The 17,775-nt window shown below is 66.7% G+C and carries 14 protein-coding genes; 6 read left to right on the top strand and 8 right to left on the bottom strand.

The window, feature by feature from the left end; all coding sequences use genetic code 11:
- Positions 1 to 127: 127 nt before the first annotated feature.
- The 7 genes from B4A39_RS02510 to murC all read right to left on the bottom strand — a co-directional run bounded on the left by B4A39_RS02510 (position 128) and on the right by murC (position 10,067).
- Positions 128 to 3,520, bottom strand: coding sequence for a TonB-dependent receptor domain-containing protein (locus B4A39_RS02510; RefSeq protein WP_292032912.1), 3,393 nt, complete (start codon positions 3,518 to 3,520; stop codon positions 128 to 130).
- Positions 3,521 to 3,877: 357 nt separating this feature from the next.
- A complete protein-coding gene (ftsA, locus tag B4A39_RS02505; RefSeq protein WP_105563928.1) occupies positions 3,878 to 5,203 on the bottom strand; it encodes a cell division protein FtsA in 1,326 nt (441 codons plus the stop codon).
- Between the two features lie 25 nt (positions 5,204 to 5,228).
- A complete protein-coding gene (locus tag B4A39_RS02500) occupies positions 5,229 to 6,089 on the bottom strand; it encodes a cell division protein FtsQ/DivIB (RefSeq protein WP_292032904.1) in 861 nt (286 codons plus the stop codon).
- Positions 6,077 to 7,012: a D-alanine--D-alanine ligase gene (locus B4A39_RS02495; RefSeq protein WP_292032902.1), complete on the bottom strand. Its 936-nt coding sequence runs from the start codon at positions 7,010 to 7,012 to the stop codon at positions 6,077 to 6,079. The genes B4A39_RS02500 and B4A39_RS02495 overlap by 13 nt, the downstream gene beginning before the upstream one ends.
- A gap of 240 nt (positions 7,013 to 7,252) precedes the next feature.
- Positions 7,253 to 8,155, bottom strand: a complete 903-nt coding sequence (murB, locus tag B4A39_RS02490; RefSeq protein ID WP_292032900.1) for a UDP-N-acetylmuramate dehydrogenase — start codon at positions 8,153 to 8,155, stop codon at positions 7,253 to 7,255.
- Entirely contained in the window at positions 8,152 to 8,625 is a 474-nt protein-coding gene (locus B4A39_RS02485; protein WP_292032898.1) for a hypothetical protein, read from the bottom strand. The genes murB and B4A39_RS02485 overlap by 4 nt, the downstream gene beginning before the upstream one ends.
- Entirely contained in the window at positions 8,622 to 10,067 is a 1,446-nt protein-coding gene (gene murC, locus B4A39_RS02480) for a UDP-N-acetylmuramate--L-alanine ligase (RefSeq protein ID WP_292032896.1), read from the bottom strand. The genes B4A39_RS02485 and murC overlap by 4 nt, the downstream gene beginning before the upstream one ends.
- A 150-nt stretch (positions 10,068 to 10,217) precedes the next feature.
- On the opposite strand from murC, the gene B4A39_RS02475 reads away from it, so the two are divergent.
- The 3 genes from B4A39_RS02475 to B4A39_RS02465 all read left to right on the top strand — a co-directional run bounded on the left by B4A39_RS02475 (position 10,218) and on the right by B4A39_RS02465 (position 14,765).
- Positions 10,218 to 11,297: a site-specific DNA-methyltransferase gene (locus tag B4A39_RS02475; protein ID WP_292032893.1), complete on the top strand. Its 1,080-nt coding sequence runs from the start codon at positions 10,218 to 10,220 to the stop codon at positions 11,295 to 11,297.
- A gap of 131 nt (positions 11,298 to 11,428) precedes the next feature.
- Complete coding sequence (locus B4A39_RS02470; protein WP_292032892.1) at positions 11,429 to 12,595, top strand: glycosyltransferase family 4 protein; 1,167 nt, start codon at positions 11,429 to 11,431, stop codon at positions 12,593 to 12,595.
- Positions 12,596 to 12,617: 22 nt separating this feature from the next.
- A complete protein-coding gene (locus tag B4A39_RS02465; protein WP_292032891.1) occupies positions 12,618 to 14,765 on the top strand; it encodes an amylo-alpha-1,6-glucosidase in 2,148 nt (715 codons plus the stop codon).
- Here the strand turns inward: B4A39_RS02465 and mutY are convergent.
- On the bottom strand, positions 14,762 to 15,781 hold the full coding sequence (gene mutY, locus B4A39_RS02460) for an A/G-specific adenine glycosylase (RefSeq protein WP_292032890.1): 1,020 nt from the start codon (positions 15,779 to 15,781) through the stop codon (positions 14,762 to 14,764). The two genes, B4A39_RS02465 and mutY, sit on opposite strands and share 4 nt — an antisense overlap.
- A 21-nt stretch (positions 15,782 to 15,802) precedes the next feature.
- Between mutY and B4A39_RS02455 the strand changes: the two genes are divergently transcribed.
- The 3 genes from B4A39_RS02455 (at position 15,803) to B4A39_RS02445 (ending at position 17,768) form a co-directional block, all read left to right on the top strand.
- Entirely contained in the window at positions 15,803 to 16,366 is a 564-nt protein-coding gene (locus B4A39_RS02455; protein WP_292032888.1) for a DUF721 domain-containing protein, read from the top strand.
- 100 nt (positions 16,367 to 16,466) lie between these two features.
- On the top strand, positions 16,467 to 17,096 hold the full coding sequence (locus B4A39_RS02450; RefSeq protein WP_292032886.1) for a DsbA family protein: 630 nt from the start codon (positions 16,467 to 16,469) through the stop codon (positions 17,094 to 17,096).
- 24 nt (positions 17,097 to 17,120) lie between these two features.
- The gene (locus tag B4A39_RS02445) at positions 17,121 to 17,768 is read left to right on the top strand and encodes a thioredoxin domain-containing protein (RefSeq protein ID WP_292032884.1); all 648 of its coding nucleotides are present in this window, start codon (positions 17,121 to 17,123) and stop codon (positions 17,766 to 17,768) included.
- Positions 17,769 to 17,775 lie beyond the last annotated feature (7 nt).

Here is a 17,775-nt window from a genome sequence, read left to right as displayed (position 1 = left end):
AACGAAAAAAAGCCCGAGACTTGAGCTTGGCCGCAGATTTTCCCGAACTTTCTGCTGCAAAGGCTCTCGCGCAAACAAAAAGGGCGGCTCTTGCGAGCCGCCCTTTCCGTATCAGTTCGAACCCAACTTACCAGGGACGGTAGTTGAAGCCCACGAAGAAGCGACGACCGTAGGGGTCGAAGGTCGAAGCAAAGCCCAGGTATGCAGGCGGCTCGACATTCGTGAGGTTCGTGACGCCTGCGCGGAAGGTGACTTCGTCGTTCACGCGATAGTTGGCGCTCACGTCGTGGCGGACGAAGTTGCCCGTCGTGTACCAATCCGTCGGCTGCCCGTCGAAGTTGCCGCTGACCATGACGTCACGAGTCTTGACGAGGTCTTGCGAGGCCATCCAGTCGGCCAACCAGCTCACGCTCAAGCGATCGTTGGGCGACCAGGTAAGACGCGAGGTCCCTTCCAGACGGGGGTAGAAGACGTTCGTCGCCAGATCCGTAAACGTTTCGCGGTTGGTCAGGCTGGTGTACTGCTTCTGCTCGATCAGCCAGAGAGCGCCGAGCGAATAGTCAAACCGGCCCCAGTTGACGCCGAAGAGTTCTTCGGTGTCCACACGATAGTTGACCGAGATGTCCAGGCCGCGGGTTTCAAGCTTGGCGAAGTTCAGCGTCTGCAGGATGAAGCCGCCGATCGGATCGCCGACCGGAGCACCAATCTTGAAGACATTGAAGGGATCCGCGTCGTTGTTCGGATTGTTGCGGAAGACCAGGCTGCAAGCCAGGGCGTCCAGTTCCGGGCCGTTCACGCACTGGTCAGCAACCTGCTGGCCGCTGGGCGTGACGATCACGTCATCAATCGTGATCTCGTAGTAGTCGAGAACCAGGCTGAAGTTCGGGATGAAGCGCGGACGCAGCACCGTCGAGAAGGTGAAGGATTCCGACGTTTCAGGACGCAGGTCCGGGTTGCCCCCCAGGACGCTGGCGATACCCGACGCATAGTTCGGACGATAGTCGTCGGCGATCGAGGTCGTCGCTTGGCTGAAGTCATAGGTCAGACCGCGCGCTGCAGCCATGGTGGTGCAGTTGGCGATACGGTTAGCCTTGATCTCCGTCGCATTGGCGCCGGCGAATGCGGCGATGACGCGCGTATCGCAAGGATCCGAGAACGGCGGGTTCACGAAGGTCTGCGCGTACGGACGGAAGTTCTCGCTCAGGTTCGGTGCACGGAAGGACGTGTTGAAGCTGGACTTGAACGTGATGTCCGGGATCGGACGATAGACCAGGCTGACGCCGTAAACGTCACCGGTGCCCGACGTCGTGTAGTCGAAGGTACGATACGAACCGCTGATTTCGGCGAACTCGCCCATCCAGCTGTCGCGGAAGAGCGGGACGGCGACTTCAGCGAACAGTTCCTTGGTTTCATACTCTGCGCCCAGGAAGTCAGCGCCGGTGTTTAGCTGCAGCAAGCGGTTGGCCGTGTCGCGGCTGCGACCAATGCCTTCGGTGTATTCGCGACGGTACTCGGCGCCCAGCGAGAAGCCGATTTGGCCCGCGCCCCAGAAGTCGCCCAGCTCGCCGCTGAAGGTCGCGACCGCGCTTTCCTGAATGTTCTTTTCAAGAACCGTCACAGAAGCCGAGATGTACTCCAGCGCCTCAGGCGACTGATTGCCATTGCCGAACACGTTCAAAGGCACGCAGCCCGCGATTTCCGGATTGGTCTTCGGGTCGGCGTAGACGGTGGCGGCGGTGTTGGGGTTCTGCTCCTGGATCGTGATGCCTTGAGCGGCGAGCAGTTGAACCCGGCAAACAACCTGACCGGGACGCCCGGCGACAAGACCGGCGGTGTCGACAACCGCGTCCATGGCATGAGCAAAGCGGATCGCGTCCGGGCCGGTTTCACGGTTCCGGTTGTTCATCTCGCCGTAGACGACCGACAGGTCCCAGTTGGCGTTGGTGATGAAGCCGAGACGATCGTAGTTGCCCTCGATCGCGGCGACATAACGCTGCACTTCACGATTGTTGGTCTGATCGCGGGGGATGCCAAAGCCACGGTGCAAGGCGATCGGCGCCGAAACAACAGCTCCCGGAGCGCCCGGCGCGGTGTTCGTCGGGTCTGCATAAGGGATGAAGGTGTTGCCACGGATCGCAGCGGCCAGGTTGGCGGGCAGGAAGGCGTTGTCCGTGCGCGTCGCGAACGAGCTGGTGCCGGAAATCAGGCCAGGCGACATCCCGTTGTTGCAGGTCCGCGAGGCGCCGCCGAAGGGCGTGCCGCCGCAGGCGAGCCCCGAGTCGACGATAAAGATGTCCCAGAAGGAGTACTGACCTTGGTCGTAGGCGTCCTCGGTCGTGTACTTGGCTTCAAGCGACGCGCGGACATTGTCGTTGACGGTGAAGTTGGCGCCGACCTGATACCGCTGCGATTCCTGTTCAGGGAAGCGCGACAAGGCGTCGAAGGCCGTCAGGTTTGCCGGTTCGCCGTCGCCGCCGATGTTCCAGGGGCGGCTGGCGCCGGTGTTGCCGATCCGCTGACCGAAGTTCGCCAGGCGGGCGGTCGTACCGTCGAACCAGTAGGTGTAGCCCGGATCAACGTTGAAGCAGTTGGACGAGGTCGAGAAGCTGCGGCAGGCGGCGACCGGAATATCGGGATCACCGAAGGGGCTCGGACGCTGCATGTTGGCCAGGGTGGTCGAACCCCAGAGCGGACGATCCAGGCGACGGGCGCTGTAGAACTCACCCACGTCGACGAAGCCGTCGGCCGCCGGCCCAATGTTCACGTTGGTCGGGTCGGCGTCGATGCCGAGCGACACGCGACCGCGACGCAGCCAATCGATCTGGTCAGAACGAACCTGATCGGCCTTTTCATACTCGGCGTGAGCATAGAGGTTCAGACGGTCGTCCAGCAGATTGATACCGCCCAGAACCGACAGACGACGCGTAGCGGCGTCGCCGCCCTTCACCAACTGGCCGTAGTTGCCGTCGATTTCGAGGCCTTCGAAATCCTTGCGCAGGCTGTAGTTGATCACGCCCGAAACAGCGTCAGCGCCGTAAACCGACGAGGCGCCGCCGGTGATGATTTCGATGTTCTGGATCAGAAGACGCGGGATGATCGAGACGTCAACCGACAGCGAGCCTGCCGAAGAACCGACGTGACGACGCCCATCGACGAGCGTCAGGGTACGGCCCGACCCGAGCGAGCGCAGGTTGGCGAACTCAAGGCCGCCGTCGTTCAGACCCGAACCGGTCGTGTCCGAGGGAACCAGCGAGTTGGACAATGCAGGGATCGTCGCGAGATAGTCGATCACCGTCGGCAGACCGGTCTGCAGCAGCGCTGCGCCGTCGATCTGGATGATCGGCGCGGCCACGGTGCTCGGATCGCGGCGAATGCGCGAACCGGTAACCACGACCTCTTCGACCTGAGTTGTCTGATCATCCTGCGCCGCCGGCGCCGTCTGAGCGAAGGCCGGAGCCGACATGGCGATCATGCCTGCCAGGATCGTCGTCCCGAAAAGATAGTTGCGCTTCAAGTGCATGTGGAGGGCCCCCAGCCTAGTTTGAACTAACAGCACAGCGGAATCGTCCGGAGACGCCCGCATGTCAGAAGACCTCGTCTAGTCGATAATGTCGCTGGGGCAACCTTTGTGACCCAAATCGGGCCATCATGCGTCAGACCTGTAACAATGAGGCCACACTAAGGTCACACATGACCGACGAGCGTTCTTCGATCACAGATCATTCCGTTATTTCCCCGTGTGGCGCACAAATCATGCGCAATAGGCGAGGAAACGCGACATTTCCACAACGGCTTATCGGACATTGTGTGGCGAAATCGGGCTCAAATGAGCCGGGGCGCTTCGCCTTGTCGCAGGCGACAGCGCTCTCGTCGACACTCAGAGGTTGTCGCGCAACCAGCCGGCGGCGCGGGCCACCATGCCGCCGCGGTGCACCTTGGGGGCGTCGGCGGCGGTGATCTGACGGGACATCAGCTTGCGGGCGGAGACCGCTTCGCGCGGGCCGTAGGCGGCGCGCAGCAGGACGCCCGAGGCCGAGCAGAAGGCCGGGCCGGAGGCGGCGTCGGCCAGGTGGGGCGCACGTTGCGGCTTGCCCAGGCGGACCGGGCGGTCGAAGACGCGCACAGCCAGTTCACGCACGCCGTTCAACTGGCTGGCGCCGCCGGTCAGGACGATGCCCGCCCCCGGGTCCATGCCGACGCCCGCGTGCTTGAGCCGGTCGCGCAGCAGTTCAAGGGTTTCCTCGACGCGCGGAGCGATGACGGTCTTGAGCATGGCGCGCGGGACGATGACGGGGCCGGCGGACGGGTCCTCGCCGCGCGGCGGGGCCTCCAGCATCTCGCGGTCCTCGTTAGCCGAGGCCATGGCCGAGCCGTGCAGGGTCTTCAGGCGTTCGGCGCCGACCTTGGAGGTCGACAGGCCGCGCGCGATGTCGGCGGTGACGTGATCGCCGCCGACGTTCAGCGATTCGATGTGCAGCAGGCTGCGCCCGCCCCAGACGGCCGCCGAGGTCGAACCGCCGCCCATGTCGATGCAGACGCTGCCCAGCTCCATCTCGTCCTCTTCCAGCGCGGCGAGCGATGAGACGACGGGGGCGGCGGCGACGCCTTGCAGATCAAGGTGAGCCAGTTCGAGGCAATGGCTGAGGGCGCCGAACGAGCCTTCGGACATGGAGACGACCAGCAGGTCCAGCCCCAGAGAGCCGCCACGCATCGAGCGCGGATCATGGACGCCGCGCGCCCCGTCCACCGACCAGGCGATGGGCAGGACGTGGATGGGGCGGCGGTTAGGCAGACGGATCTGGGCCAAGGCCATGCCGATGGCGCGGGCCAGGTCGCCGTCGCTGATCGGATGGGCGCCGAGCGAGACGCGGGCCTGGACCCGGTGGCTGGCCATCTGACCGATGGCCGTGGTGACGATGACGCCGGAGACGGGGGAGCCGGCGGCGCGTTCGGCGCGCTCAACCGCATGACCGATGGCCTGGGCCGCCTCGTCCATGTTGACGATGGCCCCGCCGCGCACGCCGCGCGACTGGACGTGGCTGGCGCCCGCGACGCGGATGGTGCGGTCGGCATGGCGCACGCCCTCGGGCTTCATGATGAAGCAGGCGACCTTGGACTGGCCCAGGTCGAGCGCGGCCACGGCCGGAGCGCGCGGGGCGCCCTTGGCTTGATCCGTGTTCGTGTCTCGGCTGCGTCCGGCCATGTTGATCGTGTCCTGGGTGTTCGGTTCAGACGGCGCCTTCGGAGGGCCGGACGGCGACCTCCTCGGGCGTGCGGAGATCGACCCGGGCGAAGCCCAGATCGAGAAGGCGTTCGCGCTGGTCCAGCGCGTCGAGGCGGATCAGGGCGCTGTCCTGATCGACGGCGGGCAACTGGATCAGGCTGCCATCCTTGAGACGCAGGTCCCAGCGGCGCTCGTCCACCCGGACCAGGGCCTCGATGCGCGCCATCAGGCGCGGGCGCTGGGCCAGAAGCGGCAGGATTTCAGACGCGGTCTGGTCCGCGCCCTTGCCCACCACCAGCGGCAGCTTGGGATAGCGGCCGGCGTCGGCGCCCTGAATGACCTTGCCGCCGCTGTCGATGACATAGGCGTGGCCGGCGGTCTGCCAGACGGCCAGACGATCGTGTTCCTTGACGTCGACGATCAGGGTGTCGGGCAACAGGCGCACCACACGCGCCTCCTTGACCCAGCCGACCGCCTGCACCCGGTCGCGCACAGCGTTCAGATCCAGACTGACGATGGGCTGGTCGGCGCTGACGCCGACGGCCTGCTGGATCGCCCCCTTGGCCTCCGGCGATGCCCCGGTGACGTGGACCTGCTTGACCTTCAGCCCCATGCTGGAGGTCACGCTGTCGAAGCGACTGGACACCGAACTGGAGATGCGCTCGGCCCGCGCCCCGGTGGCCAGGACCCCGCCCAGCACCACGACGCCCGCCACGATCGAGATCATGACGGCCCGTGGCGACAGGTCCAGTCGACCGATAGCGGCGACCTTGCCCGGCGTGGCCGGGGCGTTCCGCGAGCCCTTCTGGGGGCCCCTGCCCTTCGTCGAACCTTGTCGCCGACCGCCACGCACTACCGCGGGCATGAGGCGTCCTCCACCATCCACCGAACCAGATCACGATACGCCATTCCGACATAGGCCGCCTGCTCGGGACTGAGTGAGGTCGGCGTCATGCCGGGCTGGGTGTTGACCTCCAGAAGAACGAGAACGTCGTTAACATCGTCATAACGGAAGTCGGATCGCGACACGCCGCGGCAGCCCATGGCCGTGTGGGCCAGTTCAGACTGACGCAGGGCCTTCTCGAAGACGTGGGCGGGCAGTTCGGCAGGCAGGACGTGCTTGGAGCCGCCCGGCGCATACTTGGCCTCATAGTCGTAGAAGCCCTTGGTCGGGGTGATGTCGGTGACAGTCAGGGCGCGCGGGCCGCCAGCTTCGCCCAGAACCGTGACGGCCAGTTCCTTGCCCGCGATGAAGGGTTCGACCATGACAAGATCGCCATAGGTCCAGCTGTCGTCGCCGACGATGGCGCAGGGGGCGTCGCCCGGCTGGATGACATAGACGCCGACGGATGATCCTTCGGCGTTCGGCTTGATGACATAGGGGGGCGCAATGACGTGGCCCGCCGCCACCGCCTTGCGGTCGAACAGGCCGCCGCCGGGAACGACCACGCCCGCCGCGCGCAGCACGGCCTTGGACTTGTCCTTGTCCATGGCCAGGGCAGAGGCCAGGACGCCAGAGTGGGTATAGGGAAGGCGCAGGGTCTCGAGGATGCCCTGGACGCAACCGTCTTCGCCCCATTCGCCGTGCAGGGCGTTGAAGACGACGTCGGGTTTCAGGGCGGTCAGGACCTGGGCCAGATCGCGGCCGGCGTCGACGCGCGTGACCTTGGCGACCTGCCCCTCCAGAGCATCGGCGCAGCCGCGACCGGACGACAGCGAGACCTCGCGTTCCGACGACAGGCCGCCCATCAGGACAGCGACATGAAGGGTGTTCAGGGGCGCGCGCATGGGACGATCCGACTACTAGCCCGCCCCTATGCCCTGAATACGGTTAACCGGTTGGAAACGATAGCGGGACGGGCGGGGAATTCGTCGCCCTTTCTCCATCCCCTTGAGGGAGAAGGGGGCTGCGGAGCAAGACGGATAAGGTGTGCGCGGATGCTGGGTTGTCGATTGGATGGAAATGTCACGCCGACACCCCTCATCCGGCCCTGACGGGCCACCTCCTCCCACAAGGGAAGAAGGGCCTTACTTGCGGCCGATGCGCTTGATTTCCCAGTCCAGTTGGACGCCGGTCTTGGCCAGCACGTCGGCGCGGACGGCCTCGCCCAGACCTTCGATGTCGGCGGCGGTGGCCTCGCCCGGGTTGATCATGAAGTTGGAGTGCAACTCGCTGAACTTGGCCCCGCCCCCGGTTTCGGCGTGCAGCTTGCCGCGCCAGCCGGCCTCGTCGACCAGCTTCCACGAGGAATGGCCTTCGGGGTTCTTAAAGGTCGAGCCGCCGGTCTTTTCACGGATCGGCTGGGTCGTTTCGCGGCGGCTGGTGATCTCGTTGATGCGGGCGGCCACGGCCTCGGGCGCGTCAGATGTCCCGCGATAGGTCGCCTCCATCCAGATGACGCCCGCCGGGGCGTTGGAATGGCGATAGGTGTAGCCGAAGTCGGCCAGCGTCAGCTCGATCCGCTCACCCTGACGCGTCAGGCCCCAGGCCGAGACCAGAACATCCTTCGTCTCCGAACCATAGCAGCCAGCGTTCATGGTCAGGGCGCCGCCGATGGTGCCGGGGATGCCGGCGTAGAACTCCAGTCCTGCGATGCCCGCCTTGGCCGAGGCCTTGGCCACCATGGAGTCCAGCGCGCCCGCGCCCGTGGTGATGGTCTCGCCCTCGGTCGTGATGGCGGCGAACGCGCGCCCGGCCAGACGAATGACCACGCCCTCGACCCCGCCGTCGCGCACGATCAGGTTGGAGCCGACGCCGATGATGGTGACAGGCACGCTTTCCGGCAGGACCTTCAGGAAGTCAGCCAGATCCTCGGCGTCCGCCGGAATGAACAGGGCGTCCGCCGCCCCTCCGACGCGGAACCAGGTGTAGGGCCCCAGCGGCTCATTCAGCAGCAGCTTGCCGCGCACGGTCGGGAGGGTGATGGTCAAGGGCGGCTCCCGTTGAAGAAGTGTTGGATTTCCAGTGCACGCGCAGCATTCCGCTCGGCTTGCCGACGGCCCCATTCAGCATTGAGCAGAGCCATCAATCTAAGCTTGATCAGTCCGCTGTCGTTCTGGAGTTGCATGGCAGCTGCTCGCACCTCGCCAATTGAAGGCGTGCTGAAGTTCTGGGGCTCCATGACTGGCGCTTCGGACGATCGGTCCTCAACCGCCATGCGCTCTGTGATTTGCACAAACACCTGCTCCATAACGGCGTCCGCGTCAGCGCTCCGAGCAAGGACATCCGTCACGCCCTTCTCGCTATAGGTGAGCAAAAAGACGCCGCCTTCCAGTTCGATCCGAAGCCCCCCTCGATCATGAGCGCCGTAATCGGGAAGCAATTCCGGCCTGGCCCCGATGACCCCGGCCAGCCGCTGCATCTCGGCGCAGAAATCAGGCAGCGACGGTGCGTCGATCAACCCAGGGCCTCAAGTTGCGCCGGCAGGGCGTAGGCCCAGCTGGTGATGTCGCCGGCGCCCAGCAGGACGACCAAATCGCCCGGCCTGGCTTCATCCTTGATGACGCGCGGCAGGACGGCGGCGTTTTCCAGGGCGGCGACCTGACGATGACCGTAGCGGCGGATGCCCTCGGCCAGGGCGTGCTTGTCGACGCCCTCGATCGGCTGTTCGCCCGCCGGATAGACGTCGGCGACCAGAACGCTGTCAGCGTCGGCGAAGCAGGTGGAGAAGTCCTCCATCAGGTCGCGCAGTCGGGTGTAGCGGTGCGGCTGGACCACGGCGATGACGCGGCCGGGGTTCTCGGCGGACTGGACGACTTGGCGCGCGGCTTTCAGCACGGCGGCGATCTCGACAGGATGGTGGCCGTAGTCGTCGATGACGCGCACGCCGCCGACCACGCCCGTGGTGGTGAAGCGGCGCTTTACCCCGCCGAAGCCGGCCAGACCGGCGCGCAGGGCGTCGTCGTCCACGCCCAGCTCCCGCGCCACAGCAATGGCGGCCAGCGAATTGGAGACATTGTGCCAGCCGGCCATGGGCAGATAGAGGCCCTCGATCCGCGTCGGCTCGTCCAGCGCAGCCAAACCCTGCCCCTGCACCACCACGTCGAAGCGGGCGCCGTCGGGCGACATCTGCACGTTCTCGGCGCGAACCATGGCCTGCGGGTTCAAGCCGTAGGTCACAAGGCGGCGGTTATCGATCTGGGCCGCCAGCTTCTGCACTTCCGGATGGTCCAGGCAGACCACGCCGAAACCGTAGAAGGGGATGTCCTCGATGAAGTCGCAGAAGGCCTTCTTGACCGCGTCAAAGTCGCCGTAGTGATCCAGGTGTTCCGGGTCGATATTGGTGATGATGGCGACCGTGCACTTCAGGCGCAGGAAGCTGCCGTCGCTCTCGTCGGCCTCGACCACGATCCAGTCGCCCTCGCCCACCTTGGCGTTGGTGCCGTAGGCGTTGATGATGCCGCCGTTGACCACCGTAGGGTCCAGACCCGCCGCGTCCAGCAGGGCCGCAACCATCGAGGTCGTCGTGGTCTTGCCGTGGGTGCCGCCCACGCCGATCGAGAACTGCAGACGCATCAGCTCGGCCAGCATCTCGGCCCGGCGGACCAGGGGGATGCGGCGCTCTCGCGCCACGACCAGTTCGGGGTTCGCCGCCTTGACCGCGGTGGAATACACCACCGCAGAGACGCCCTCGGTCACATGGGCGGCGTCGTGGCCGATGTAGATGCGGGCGCCCAGGCGCTCCAGCCGCTCGGTGTTGGCGCTGGCCTTGGCGTCCGATCCGGACACCTGATAGCCGATCTTCAGCATGATCTCGGCGATGCCGCTCATGCCGATGCCGCCGATACCGACGAAGTGGACAGGCCCTAGGGCGAACGGAACGGGGCGAAGGCGTGCGATCATCTTCGCCTCATAGCTCAGACAGCCTGCGATTTGCACCATCTTTGCCGACCGAGAGATTCTCTCGGTCCGTCGGGTTCTTAAGTCTGGTTACTCCGCCTTAACCGTAAGGATTCACCATAAGCGCCTCATCTGTCCGGGGCCGCTTATTCCATGTCCGAGTTGAAGACCGACGTCATCCTGCGTGGCGACTGCATCGAGGTGCTGAAAGGCCTGCCGGACAAGTCGGTGGACATGGTCTTCGCCGACCCGCCCTATAACCTGCAGCTGGGCGGCGACCTGCTGCGTCCCGACAATTCCAAGGTCGACGCGGTCGATGACGAATGGGACAAGTTCGACAGCTTCGCCGCCTATGACGCCTTCACCCGCGCCTGGCTGACCGAGTGCCGCCGCGTGCTGAAGGACGAGGGCTCGCTCTGGGTCATCGGCAGCTACCACAACATCTTCCGACTTGGCTCGGCGATGCAGGACCTGGGTTTCTGGGTGCTGAACGACATCATCTGGCGCAAGTCCAACCCGATGCCGAACTTCAAGGGCACCCGCTTCACCAACGCCCATGAGACCCTGATCTGGGCCGCCAAGTCGCGCGAGCAGAAGCGGTACACCTTCAACTACGACGCGCTGAAGGCCTTCAATGAAGACACCCAGATGCGTTCGGACTGGACCCTGGCCCTGTGCACCGGCGCCGAGCGCCTGAAGGACGAGAACGGCGACAAGGCTCACCCCACCCAGAAGCCCGAAGCCCTGCTGCACCGGGTCATCCTGTCGGCCAGCCGCGTCGGCGACGTCATTCTGGATCCCTTCTTCGGCACCGGCACCACGGGCGCCGCGGCCAAGCGTCTGGGCCGTCGCTTCATCGGCATCGAGCGCGACGAGGGCTACGCCAAGGTCGCCGAGAAGCGCATCAAGGCGGTCATCCCCGCCGCGCCCGAGGACCTGGTCGTCACGACTTCCAAGCGGGCCGAACCCAAGGTGCCGTTCGGCGCCCTGGTCGAAGCGGGCCTGCTGGCCCCCGGCGACAAGCTCTACTGCCCCAAGGGCGACCACGAGGCCCGTGTCCGCGCCGACGGCTCGCTGGTGTCCGGGTCCATGACCGGCTCGATCCACAAGCTGGGCGCCCTGCTGGAAAACGCCCCGGCCTGCAACGGCTGGACCTACTGGCGCTTCAAGACCGACACCGGCCTGAAACCCATCGACGCCCTGCGCACCGAAATCCGCGCCGGGATGCAATAGGGCGCGCCCGTTCGCACCTGCGGTAAGCCGTCGGCCGAGCTGATATTTTATCGTTCCGGCAACGCTGGAACTTCGACCGGCAGCCCGTGTTGACGACTCCAGTGCTCCATCGGGGGCGCTGGAGCCAGCACATGAAGATCGCACAGGTGACCCCCTTGTACGAGGCGGTGCCCCCGCGCCTCTACGGCGGAACGGAAAGGGTGGTCGCCCACCTGACCGACGCCCTGGTCGAACTGGGTCACGACGTCACCCTGTTCGCCAGCGCCGACGCCGAGACGCGGGCGAGGCTGGTCGCCGTGCGGGATCAGGCCATCCGGCTGGACCCGGCGCCGCTCAAATCCGACATGGCCGCGCACATGACCCTGCTGGCCGAGGTTCTGGATCGCGCCGACGACTTCGACGTCATCCATTTCCACACCGACCTGATCCAGTTCCCCTTCTTCCGGGATTTGGCGGACAAGACCCTCACCACCCTGCATGGACGGCTCGACCTGAAGGACCTGCCGGGCGTCTATGAGCGCTGGTCGGAGTTCGGACTGGTCTCCATCTCCGACGACCAGCGTCGCCCGTTGCCGTACGCCAACTGGAAGGCCACGGTGCATCATGGGATGCCCGGCGATCTCTACCGGTTTTCGCCGACGTCGCAGGGCTACCTCGCCTTTCTCGGCCGCATCTCGCCGGAGAAGCGGCCTGACCGCGCCATCGAGATCGCCAAGCGGCTCGGCAAGCCGTTGAAGATGGCGGCCAAGGTCGATGCTGCCGACAAGGCCTATTGGGACACGGTCATCAAGCCGATGATCGACGCTCATCCCCTGGTCGAATACATCGGCGAGATCGGCGACGATCAGAAGTCCGCCTTCCTGGGCGGCGCGGAGGCTTTGCTCTTCCCCATCGACTGGCCCGAGCCGTTCGGCCTGGTGATGATCGAGGCGATCGCCTGCGGCACGCCCGTGGTCGCATTCCGCTGCGGATCGACGCCCGAGATCATTGAAGACGGCGCGACCGGCTTCCTGGTCGATACGGTGGAACAGGCGGTCGCCGCCGCCGAGCAGGCGCACCGTCTGGACCGAGAAGCGATCCGGGCGCGGTTCGACCTGCGCTTCTCCGCCACGGCGATGGCGCGACGCTATCTCGACGTCTACGGCGACCTGCTGGCCCGACGGCCTTACGCCGCCCACGTCCTCGACGGGGTTCGGGCGCCGCCCCGCGTCGCCAACGAGGAGCGCAGCTTTGCGATTGCGGGAGGTATTCCCGCTGAACCCTTCCTGCCTTCGACCATTTCTCTCAGGGGGGGATAAGCGCGCTGAAACGAGGCAGACCATGGACGACGCCTATTCGGTCCAGACCACGGCCGCCGATACCAACGACCAGGACGGTCTCGAAACGCTGATGGCCCTGAAGGACGCCGACACCTTTCTGGTGGCGGACCACTGGGGCGACGTGAAAAGCGGGGCCGACGGACTGTTCGACCGCGACACCCGACTGTTGTCGCATTTCGTCCTGACCGTCGGGCGGGCGCGGCCGTCGCGGCTCAGTTCCGGCGTGACGGAAGACAATGTCTTCTTCACCTGCCACTCGACCAATCGCCCGCTGCCGCCGATGGGCGGACGCTCGGCGCCGGCGGGCGTGCTGCATCTGGAGCGCAGGCGTTTCCTCTGGGACAAGCGGCTGTTCGAGCGGGTGCGCATGGTCAACCACGGCATCGAGGACATCCTGCTGCCGCTGGCCTTTGAATTCGGGGCCGACTTCGCCGACATCTTTCAGGTGCGCGGCACGCCCCGAAAGCGCCGCGGGACCATTCACCCGCCGGTCATGGACGGTCGCCGCGTCACGTTTCGCTATACCGGGCTGGACGACACCGTGCGGACCAGTTGCCTTTCGTTTTCGGAGCCCCCTGCGCGACTGAGCGAAAACCGGGCCGAGTTCATGTTCAGCCTGCCCAAAAGCAAGAAGCTGGACCTCTACATCGAATGCAGCGTCGATGTTTGCGACACGCCGGACAAGGACCGCTGGCGGCTGAACGCCGTCCAGGCGCGACTGGCCATTCGTCGCAGGCTGCGACGCGGCGCCAGCGTGCGAGCGCCCCGCGATCCGCGGATCAACGACTGGCTGACCCAATCGCGGACGGACGTCGCGCTGCTGACCACCGACCTGCCGACCGGCCCTTATCCCTATGCCGGGGTGCCATGGTTCTCGACCCCGTTCGGGCGAGACGGGATCATCACCGCCTGGCAGATGCTGTGGGTCGACCCCAGCCTGGCCCGCGGCGTCCTGACCTACCTGGCCTCGCGGCAGGCGACCGAGGTCGACGCCTTCATGGATTCCGCGCCCGGCAAGATCATGCACGAGACGCGCGGCGGCGAGATGTCGGTCCTCGGCGAGGTGCCCTTCGGCCTTTACTACGGCGGGGTCGACACCACCTGCCTGTTCATCGCCCTGGCGGGCGCCTACGCCAGACGCACAGGGGATTTCGACACGATCCGCGCCCTATGGCCCAACCTGATCGCGGCCGCGGGGTGGATGAGCGACTATGGCGACAGCAACGGCGACGGCCTGATCGACTATGCGCGGGGCGCCGAAACCGGGCTTTCCAATCAGGGATGGAAGGACAGCGAGGACTCCATCTTCGACACCGACGGCCGCTTTCCCAAGGGCCCTGTCGCGCTGCTGGAGGTGCAGGGCTACGCCTTCGCCGCCTGGACGGCCCTGGCCGAGATGGGCGGGCGCATGGGCGACGACCGGGCCGACCACTGGCGGGCGCGAGCCGAAACCGTGCGCAAGCTGGTCGAGGACCGGTTCTGGATGGAGGATCAGAACTTCTACGCCGTGGCGCTGGACGGCGACGGCAAACAGATGCGTGCGGTCGGCTCAAACGCCGGGCACCTGTTGTTCAGCGGTCTGCCGTCGCCCGAACGGGCCCGGCTGGTGACCCGCCGGATGCTGACGGCGGAGTTCCGCTCAGGCTGGGGGCTGCGGACCCTGGCCAAGGGGCAGGCCCGCTTCAATCCGATGAGCTATCACAACGGCTCGGTCTGGCCGCACGACACGGCGATGGCGGCGGCGGGCATGGCGGGCTACGGCGAGCGGCGGGCGGTGGCCATGCTGCTGGGCGAGATTTATGGCGCGGCCGCCCATTTCCAGCTGCGCCTGCCGGAGCTGTTCTGCGGCTTCATCCGCGAGACGGGCGAGCCGCCCATCGCCTATCCGGTCGCCTGCCTGCCCCAGGCCTGGGCGGCGGGCTCGGTCTTCCTGATGTTGCAGGCCGCGCTGGGTCTGTCGATCGACGCCAACGAGCAGTTGGTTGAGGTGGCCGACCCCACCCTGCCGCCGGGCGTGGATCGCCTGTCCGTCACGCGGCTGCAGGTCGGCGACGGGATCATCGACCTGCATTTCCAGAGGCTGGACGGCCAGGTCGTCGTCATGCCGCGTGAACGCAGCGGCATCGTCAATCTGAGGGTGACGGGCTAGATCGCCAGGCCGCGCTCAAGCGCCTTCCTGAACACCGTCGGCAGGGCGGCCAGCGCTTCCTGCGCGTCCATCCACAGGAAGTCGCCTTCCCCCACGCCGGCGTGAACGGTCAGGGTCAGCGTGAAATGGGTGAAGACGTGATCGACCGCGCCCGCCTGGGTCCAGTCGGCGGCGACCGGAGGCTGAAACGCAGGCGATGCGCTCCAGTCCGAGGTGGGCAACCCGACCATGCCGCCCAGAAGCCCCTTGTCCGGTCGGCGCACCAGACCAATCCGCCCTCTGGCGTCGCGCAGGACGAAGGCGTGGCCCAGACGGTGCGGGCGCTCGGCCTTCTTCGCCTTCAGCGGATAGCGGCCCGGTTCGCCGGTCTTCAACGCCTCGCAGCCGAACGCCAGCGGACAGAGGTCGCAGGACGGCGACTTGGGGCGGCAGACGCCCGAGCCAAGGTCCATCAGGGCCTGAGGCCAGTCGCCGGGGCGGTCATCGCTGACGAAAAGGGCCGCCAGACGCGTCAGTTCCGGCCTGGCGGCGGGTAGCGGCGTCTCGACGGCGAACAGGCGGCTCATGACCCGCTCGACATTGCCGTCGACGACATTCGCCGGTCGGTCAAAGGCGATGGCCGCCACGGCGGCGGCGGTGTAGGCGCCCACCCCCGGCAGGGCCAGCAGCGCCGCCTCCTGATCGGGAAACACCCCGCCATGATCGCGGGCCACGGCGCGGGCGCAGGCCAGCAGGTTGCGCGCGCGGGCGTAGTAGCCCAGCCCCGCCCAGGCGGCCATCAGGTCGCCGTCCTCGACCGCCGCCAGATCGCTGACCGTCGGCCAGCGCGTCGTGAAGCGTTCGAAATAGGGGGCGGCGTGCGGCACTGTCGTCTGTTGCAGCATGACCTCGGACAGCCAGACCCGGTAGGGGTCCGTGCGGGTCGCGCTTCCCGGCGGCGCGCGCCACGGCAGGCTCCGCGCATGGGCGTCGTACCAATCAAGCAGGGCGGCGCGGAGGGAAGAGACGTCAGGCATGGGTCGCGGTATATAGGACGAATGCGTCGTCCTCTGCCCACCGAAAGCGAAGCCCGCGAAATCCTGGCCAGACGCCGGACGCGCCCGCAATTGCGCCCGCCGCCCCCGGCTGGCCGGTCACTGGCCCCGCTGATCAAGAAGCTGGACGCCCAGTTCGGACGCGGCGCCGGCGCCCTGGAGCCGCGCTGGGTCGAGATTGTCGGCGAGCGCCTGGCGCGCGTCACCCGCCCCCAGAAGCTGACCAAGGGCCGGGGGACCGCCGGCGGCACGCTGGAGCTGCGCGTGGCCGGTCCCGCCGCCCTGCTGGTGCAGCATCAGTCGGAAGACATCATTCAGCGGGTGAACCTGTTTCTCGGCGCCGGATCGGTCGAGCGGCTGCGCATCGCCCAAGGGCCGGTGAAGCCCCTGCCCGTGGCCGGCGCCAAGCCCCGGGCGCGCGGCAAGATGGTCCTGCCTCCCCTGCCGGCCTCGGTCGAAACGGAGTTGGCCGCCTCCGTCGAAAACGCGCCGGATGGGCTGAAAGCCGCCTTGCGCAAGCTCGGACGCGCGGTGCTGTCGCAGCCTCCGGAAAGCCAGCGCCGTTGACAAACCTTCGCCGCACCTGTTCTCGACAACTAAGCGGATCGCGCGCGCCTCAGGGAATCGCGCCATCCTTTTGAGTCACACTCTCGCCCAAGGACGATCCATGGCTACGTTCCGTTACGCTTCGATGAGCCGCCGCGCGGCCCTGACCGCCGCCGCGCTGGCCGCGATGGCCACCGTCGCCGGCTGCACCGCCAAGGGCGGCGCCGCCGCCCAGGGCGACATGGGCATGGGCGCTGGCGAAGACGCCAAGGTCACGGTCATCGAGTACGCCTCGGTCACCTGCGGCCACTGCGCCGTCTGGAACGAGGAGGTCTGGCCCGAGTTCAAGACCAAGTATGTGGACACCAAGAAGGTCCGCTACGTCTTCCGCGAATTCCCGACCCCGCCACAGGACATCGCCGTCGCCGGCTTCCTGATCGCGCGCTGCGCCGGCCCCGACAAGTATTTCGACGTCGTCCACGACATCATGGCCAGCCAGAAGGAGTGGGTGGCGGGCGTCGCGCCGCGCACCACCCTGTTCCGCGCCGCCGCCGCCGCAGGCCTGAGCCAGGAGCAGACCGAGGCCTGCATCAGCGACAAGGCCGCCATCGAGGAAATGAGCAACCGTATCAAGGCCGGCATCGACGCCGGCGTGACCGGCACCCCGACCTTCCTGGTCAATGGCACCAAGGTGCTGGACAGCAGCCTGTCGGGCCTGTCTGAAGCCATCGACGCCGAACTGGCCAAGTAAACGACGATGCAGGCGCGATCGGACATGTTCAGAACCCTGACGACCCTGGCCATGAGCGGGGCTGTTCTGGCCGCCGCGCCTGCCGCCTTCGCCGCCGACACCCCGTCCGCCATGGCGACCACCTCAACGGTGGCCGCCGTGCCGGTGGTGACCGCCGCAGACCGGGTGCTAGGCAGCGCCGACGCGCCGGTCACGGTGATCGAGTACGCCTCCTTCACCTGCAGCCACTGCGCCGCTTGGACGAACGACGTCATGCCGACGTTCAAGGCGCGCTACATCGACACCGGCAAGGTCAAGCTGGTGTTCCGCGATCTGCCGACACAGCCGGCCCAGGTCGCCGCCACCGCCGCCGCCATCGCGCGCTGCGCGGCGCCGGACCGCTTCTTCGACGTCGCGCGTCACTTCATGGCGGGTCAGGCCGCCGCCTTCGCCAGCGGAAATGCGCGCGATTGGTACGTGGGCGCCGTCGGCGTCAGCGGCCGCACCGAGGCGCAGATCGACGCCTGCCTCGCTGATCCCCAGACGCAGAAGGCCCTGCAAGAGGACGTGGAGAGCGCCATCGCCGCCGGCGTCGACGGCACGCCGACCTTCTTCGTCAACGGCCGGCGCATGGCCGACCACTCGCTGGAAACCCTGTCGGCGGCCATCGACCCGCTGATCAAGGGCCGCTGACACCCCG

This window comes from Brevundimonas sp. UBA4553, from assembly GCF_002387245.1.
Classification (GTDB): domain Bacteria; phylum Pseudomonadota; class Alphaproteobacteria; order Caulobacterales; family Caulobacteraceae; genus Brevundimonas.
The sequence above is the reverse complement of the archived record's forward strand: the minus strand, read 5'-3'. Positions and strand labels throughout refer to the sequence as shown.